This window comes from Kitasatospora sp. NPDC059088 (assembly GCF_042738155.1).
Classification (GTDB): Bacteria; Actinomycetota; Actinomycetes; order Streptomycetales; family Streptomycetaceae; genus Kitasatospora.
The window spans coordinates 1-5181 of the sequence record NZ_JBHYGR010000035.1 but is presented as its reverse complement, the minus strand read 5'-3'; the positions used below and the strand labels follow the sequence as shown (position 1 = coordinate 5181).

Sequence of the window (5181 nt, the reverse complement as noted above, 5' to 3'; positions counted from 1 at the left end):
CGCCGGCCGACGGGGGCCGGGCCTGGGCGGGGGTACGGCACGGGCCCCCCCCGCGGGGGGGGCCGCCCCCGTTCGCGACGCGCGGGCACTGCCGCCACCGCTACTGCTGCTGCGTGGGCGTCCAGCGCTTCTCGACGCCCGCCAGCTTCCAGTACGCGATGGCGATCGCCCACACCACCACGAACAGCCCGGCGATCGCGTAGCCGACGTTGTCCAGCGAGATGTCCGCGATGAACCCGGTCACCGGGTCGGTCAGGTCGAGCTTCTCGTGCAGCACGCCGACCAGCTCGATGGTGCCGATGATGAAGGCCACCGCGATCGACAGCCCGGTGATGGTCAGGTTGTAGTACACCTTGCGCACCGGGTTGGAGAAGGCCCACTGGTACGCGAAGTTCATGAACGTCCCGTCCAGGGTGTCGAACAGGCTCATCCCGGCCGCGAACAGCAGCGGCAGGCAGACGATCGCGTACCAGGGCAGCCCGGCCGCCGCGCCCGAACCGGCCATCACCATCAGGGTGACCTCGGTCGCGGTGTCGAAGCCCAGGCCCAGCACCATGCCGACCGGGAACATCTGCCCGGGCCGGGTGATCGAGCGGGTCGCCCGGTTCAGGATCCGGGCCATGAAGCCGCGCGAGTCGAGGTGCGCCTCCAGCTCCGACTCGTCGAACTGCCCGGCCCGCATCGAGCGGAACACCTTGAGGATGCCGAGCAGCGCCGCCAGGTTGAGCGCTCCGATCAGGTAGAGGAAGGCGCCGGAGGCCGTGGTGCCGACCAGCCCGAGCCACTTGTGGGTGGCCGAGTCGTCGTCCATCAGCGTGTTCGCCAGCTGGGCGCCGCCCGCCACCAGGGCAGCCATGATGACCACCATCGAGGAGTGGCCGAGCGCGAACCAGAAGCCGACCGAGACCGGCCGCTTGCCGTCCGCCATCAGCTTGCGGGTGGTGTTGTCGATCACCGCGATGTGGTCGGCGTCGAAGGCGTGCCGCATGCCGAGGGTGTAGGCCGTGATGCCCAGGCCCACCCCGAAGACCTGGGTGCCGACGGCGTAGTTGTGCGGCGCGACCAGGAAGACGAGGGTCCCGAAGGCCACCACGTGCATGGCCAGGATCACCCCCATCAACCCGGCGGTCCGGAGGGTGTCCTCGCGCTTCCACCGGAAGGTGGGCAGTACGGAGGGGGCGGGGCCCGCCTCGGCGGGCGCGGCGGTTTCGGGCAGGGTCATCTTCGGATCACGCTCCAGCACCTCGTGGAATGACTTCGTGAGATGCCGTGGCCGGTCTCCTGGCTCACGGGGCTTCCCGACCCGCCTTCCCAGGTGCACGAAGCACCCAGTGGCACGTGGATCCGGACGACTGTCCCCCGATCACAGTGGCGAGGGCCGCTCCGGAATGGGACCTGTTGAGGGTCCGTCACCGGTCTTCCCGAGCACCACGGCGGGGAACACCGTAGGGGCAGGACCACACCCTCGCAAGGTTGCGCACCTGTGCAGGTGTCCAGGATCACAGGTCGTGAGCTGCCAGAATGTCCGCATGCATCTCGTACCGGCCGACCGCGCGGGCCACCGCACCATCGACGGACACCGGGTCTGCGAGGCCATCGCCGCCATCGGGGACACCGCCCACGTCCGGACCTGGGCCGAGCGGTTCTCCCTGCTCTCCGACCCCGGCCGGCTCGCCCTGCTGCTCGCCCTCCACCGGGCCGGCCCGCTCGCCGTCAGCGACCTGGCGGTCGCCACCGGCATGCGCGACCCGGCCGTCTCCCAGGCCCTGCGACTGCTCCGCACGGCGGGCGTGGTCACCGGCGACAAGGACGGACGCGTGGTGCGCTACCGGCTCGTGGACGACGCCCTGCGCCCCCTCCTCGACGAGTGCGCCGCCGCCGACCACGAGGAGCCCGCCGCGGCGGCGGGCTGACCGACACTCGGCAAACCACGCCGGGGGCGCGGCGGGGTGAGTACGATCACGATGTGCCGTCCCACCCCCACGTCTGGCCCGCCGACCGCTGGAACACCCGCCCGGTCAAGGCCCGCGTGCTGGCGGTCGCCCGCACCCTCACCTCGGCGACCCGGGTCCTGGACGTCCTCACCCTGCTCGACCCGGACGGCATCGAGCGGTACTTCACCGTCAACCCCGGCTCCGCCTTCGCCGACCGCGCCCTGGACGAGTACCTCCACGGCCTGCCCGGCTACACCGTGCTGGACTGGGAGGACGCCGTCCGCCACCGCTTCGACCTGGCCGTCGCCTGCGCCGTCCACGCCTCCATGCACCGGCTGGACGCCCGCCTGGTCGTCCTCCCGCACGGTGCCGGCTACAACCGCCTGGTCACCGAGTCCACCGGCGACGCGGTCAGCTCCGCCGGCCTCTCCCGCAACGAACTCACCCACCGCGGAGAGGTGTTCGTCGACGTCCTCGGCCTCTCCCACCCCGAACAGCTGGACCGGCTGCGGGCCTCCTGCCCCGAGGCCCTGGACGTCGCCGAGGTCGTCGGCGACCCGTGCTTCGACCGGATCCTGCGCAGCCGACGCTCCCGCGACGGCTACCGCGCCGCCCTCGGCGCCGTCGACGGCCGGCGACTCGTCGTCGTCGACTCCACCTGGAGCGAGCACTCGTTATTCGGCCGTCACCCCGACCTGCCGCAGCGGCTGGTCCGCCGACTGCCCGCCGACGAGTACGCGGTGGCCGTCGTGCTGCACCCCAACATCTGGAGCCGGCACGACCCGGCGGCCCTGCTCGACGACGCCCGGCGGATGGGCCTGCGCCTCGTCCCGCCCCACCAGGGCTGGCAGGCCGCCCTCGTCGCCGCCGACGTCATGATCGGCGACCACGGCTCGGTCTCCTTCTACGGCGCCGCCCTGCGACGGCCCACGATGATCGTCGCCACCGGCGCCGCCGAACTCGACCCGCGGTCCCCCAGCTACGCCTTCGGCCAGGCCGCACCCGTCCTCGACCCCGACGGCGACCTCGCCGCCCAACTCGAACTCGCCCTGGCCCGGACCCCGGACGACCGCACCGACCTGACGGCCATCACCGACCGCTCGCTCGCCCACCGCGGCGAATCCGCCCGACTGCTGCGCCCACTGCTCTACTCCTTCCTCGACGGCCTCGACGAGCCCGCCGGCGAACCCGTCCTGCCGCCCTACCCCAAGCCCGCGCCCCGGCCCGGAGGCGGCGAAGGGCCCAGCGCGTACGACGTCGAGGGCAAGAGCGAGGGGACGGAGGTCAGCCTGCGGCGCTACCCCTTCCACCCCGACGACCACACCCCGCGCGGCTTCCACGCCCTCACCGACGACCACCCGGGCGACGCCCTGCGGTACACCGCCGAAGTCCTCGCCCGCACCGAGGCCCGGGCCGAACGCCCCGCCGTCGAGTGGCTCGCCGACACCGCCCTCGAACTGCCCGGCCTCGCCGTCGCGGTGGCCGCCCTCGGCCCGGCCCGGCACCTGCTCCGGCTGCCCGGCGGCCGACTCCTCGAAGCCCACGCCGCACGCGACTTCGGCAGCCCCGAGCCCGTCCTCGACCCCCTGCTGCTCGGCTCCGCCGTCGCCTGCTGGCTCTCCGACGGCGGCGACCCGGCCGGCCTGCCCGAGCACGGCCTCACCGTCCGCACCGGCCGGCACTGCACCCGGGTCGCCTTCACCGCCGGGCCCTGACCGGCCCCGGACAGGGCCTAGTAGTGCTTTGTTAGGTCGGGGCTGGTCTTGGTCTGGGCAGTGGTCGCTGGCAGGTCGGGCATGTGCCGTTCCAGGTGGCCAGGAGGTGTTGGAGGGCTCTGACCGCCTGGTAGAGGGTCATGCCCGAGCAGGCACTTTTGGGCGGCTCCGGGCGAGGGTGACGAAGAGGTGGGCGGCGGTGACGAGGGTGACGTGGCGGTGCCAGCCGGTCCAGGAACGGCCCTCGAAGTGGTCGAGGCCCAGGGCGGTCTTCAGCTCGCGGTAGTCGTGCTCGATCCGCCAGCGGATCTTGGCCAGGCCCACCAGGTCCTCGACGGGTGTGTCGGCGGGCAGGTTGGACACCCAGTAGTGGGACGGCTCGGCCAGGTGGGCGGGCCACTGGGCCAGCAGCCAGCATGCGGTAATGGTGCCGTTCTCCGCGGGCCGGGGCCGGCGTCCGGCCAGCCGGACCCGCAGGACGACGAAGTCGCCGGTCAGGCGGTCGCGGGACCCGTGTCGCCAGGTGATCGTGCGGGCCGCCGCTCGGCCGGCGGCCCGCACGTGCTCGGCCAGCGGGATCGGGCGGGTGCGGTAGCGGGGCTTGGGGCGGGGGCCGAGTCCGCCGTAGGGCGGCTGGTGGGGGAGCGCGTCCAGCGGGTGGGCGGTTGCCAGGCCCTTGACCTGCACGATCCACCGCAGGCCGCGCTCGTCGAGCGCGTTGCGGAAGTGGGCGTTGTCGCCGTAGCCGGCGTCCGCGACCACGACCGGCGCGGTGAGGTGCCAGGTGGCGAGCTCGTCGAGCATCTCCAGCGCGAGGCGCCATTTCGGGCGGTGGACCTCACTGTCGGGGACGCGGCAGTGGGCCCGCCGCCGCCCGGCGCGGGCGGCGGCGGCCTCATCCGCGGCATGCTCCGGGTCCCAGGCGGCGGGCAGGAACAGACGCCAGTCGAGCGGGCAGGACGCCTGGTCGGTGACCGCGTGGACGCTCACTCCGACCTGGCAGTTGCCGACCTTGCCGAGCGTCCCGGAGTACTGGCGGGCGACCCCGGGCGAGGCGGTGCCGTCCTTCGGGAACCCGGTGTCGTCGACCACCCAGGCGGCCGGTGCCAGCGATTCCACCGCCCGGCGGGCGATCCGAGCCCGCACCGCCTCGACCGGCCAGGTCGAGGCGGTGATGAACTGCTGCAGGCGCTGGTGGTCGATCCCGAGGCGCTCGGCCATCGGCTGCATCGACTTGCGCCGTCCGTCCAGCAGCAGACCACGCAGATAGCCCAGGCCCTTGTCCCGCTGGTCCGCACGCCGCAACGGAGCGAAGAGCTCCGCCGCGAACGCCTCCAACTCATCACGTAACAGTGCCAGTTCGTCCGGAGTCACACCGACAGCGAACCGCCGAACCGCCAACCTGCCCAGACCCCGCGCAACACGTAACAAAGCACTACTAGGGCCTGTCCGGCGGATCTTGGCAGATCAGCGCGCGGCGTTGGGCGCCCGGCTGGGCGTGCGCCCGAGTCGGCCTCGTACTGGACGTACTT

The 5181-nt window shown here is 72.9% G+C and carries 4 protein-coding genes and 1 riboswitch; of the genes, 2 read left to right on the top strand and 2 right to left on the bottom strand.

From position 1 onward, the window contains the following. Positions 1-100: 100 nt before the first annotated feature. Positions 101-1222, bottom strand: coding sequence for a HoxN/HupN/NixA family nickel/cobalt transporter (locus ACFWXO_RS17800; RefSeq protein WP_375889961.1), 1122 nt, complete (start codon positions 1220-1222; stop codon positions 101-103). A gap of 31 nt (positions 1223-1253) precedes the next feature. Further along, a riboswitch (cobalamin riboswitch) is annotated at positions 1254-1448 on the bottom strand. An 81-nt stretch (positions 1449-1529) separates the two neighbouring features. Between ACFWXO_RS17800 and ACFWXO_RS17795 the strand changes: the two genes are divergently transcribed. Together ACFWXO_RS17795 and ACFWXO_RS17790 are read left to right on the top strand one after the other, a co-directional pair. Continuing rightward, positions 1530-1913 carry an ArsR/SmtB family transcription factor gene (locus ACFWXO_RS17795; protein WP_380401448.1) on the top strand — a complete coding sequence of 128 codons (384 nt, stop codon included), beginning with the start codon at positions 1530-1532 and terminating at the stop codon, positions 1911-1913. 53 nt (positions 1914-1966) lie between these two features. Next, positions 1967-3649, top strand: a complete 1683-nt coding sequence (locus ACFWXO_RS17790; protein WP_375889965.1) for a hypothetical protein — start codon at positions 1967-1969, stop codon at positions 3647-3649. A 138-nt stretch (positions 3650-3787) separates the two neighbouring features. Here the strand turns inward: ACFWXO_RS17790 and ACFWXO_RS17785 are convergent, their stop codons facing one another. Beyond that, on the bottom strand, positions 3788-5023 hold the full coding sequence (locus ACFWXO_RS17785; RefSeq protein WP_380524820.1) for an IS701 family transposase: 1236 nt from the start codon (positions 5021-5023) through the stop codon (positions 3788-3790). Between the last annotated feature and the right edge of the window lie 158 nt (positions 5024-5181).

Coding starts and splice junctions, on each gene's coding strand:
- ACFWXO_RS17795 (WP_380401448.1), top strand. CDS start 1,530: ATGCATCTCGTACCGGCCGACCGCGCGGGCCACCGCACCATCGACGGA.
- ACFWXO_RS17800 (WP_375889961.1), bottom strand. CDS start 1,222: ATGACCCTGCCCGAAACCGCCGCGCCCGCCGAGGCGGGCCCCGCCCCC.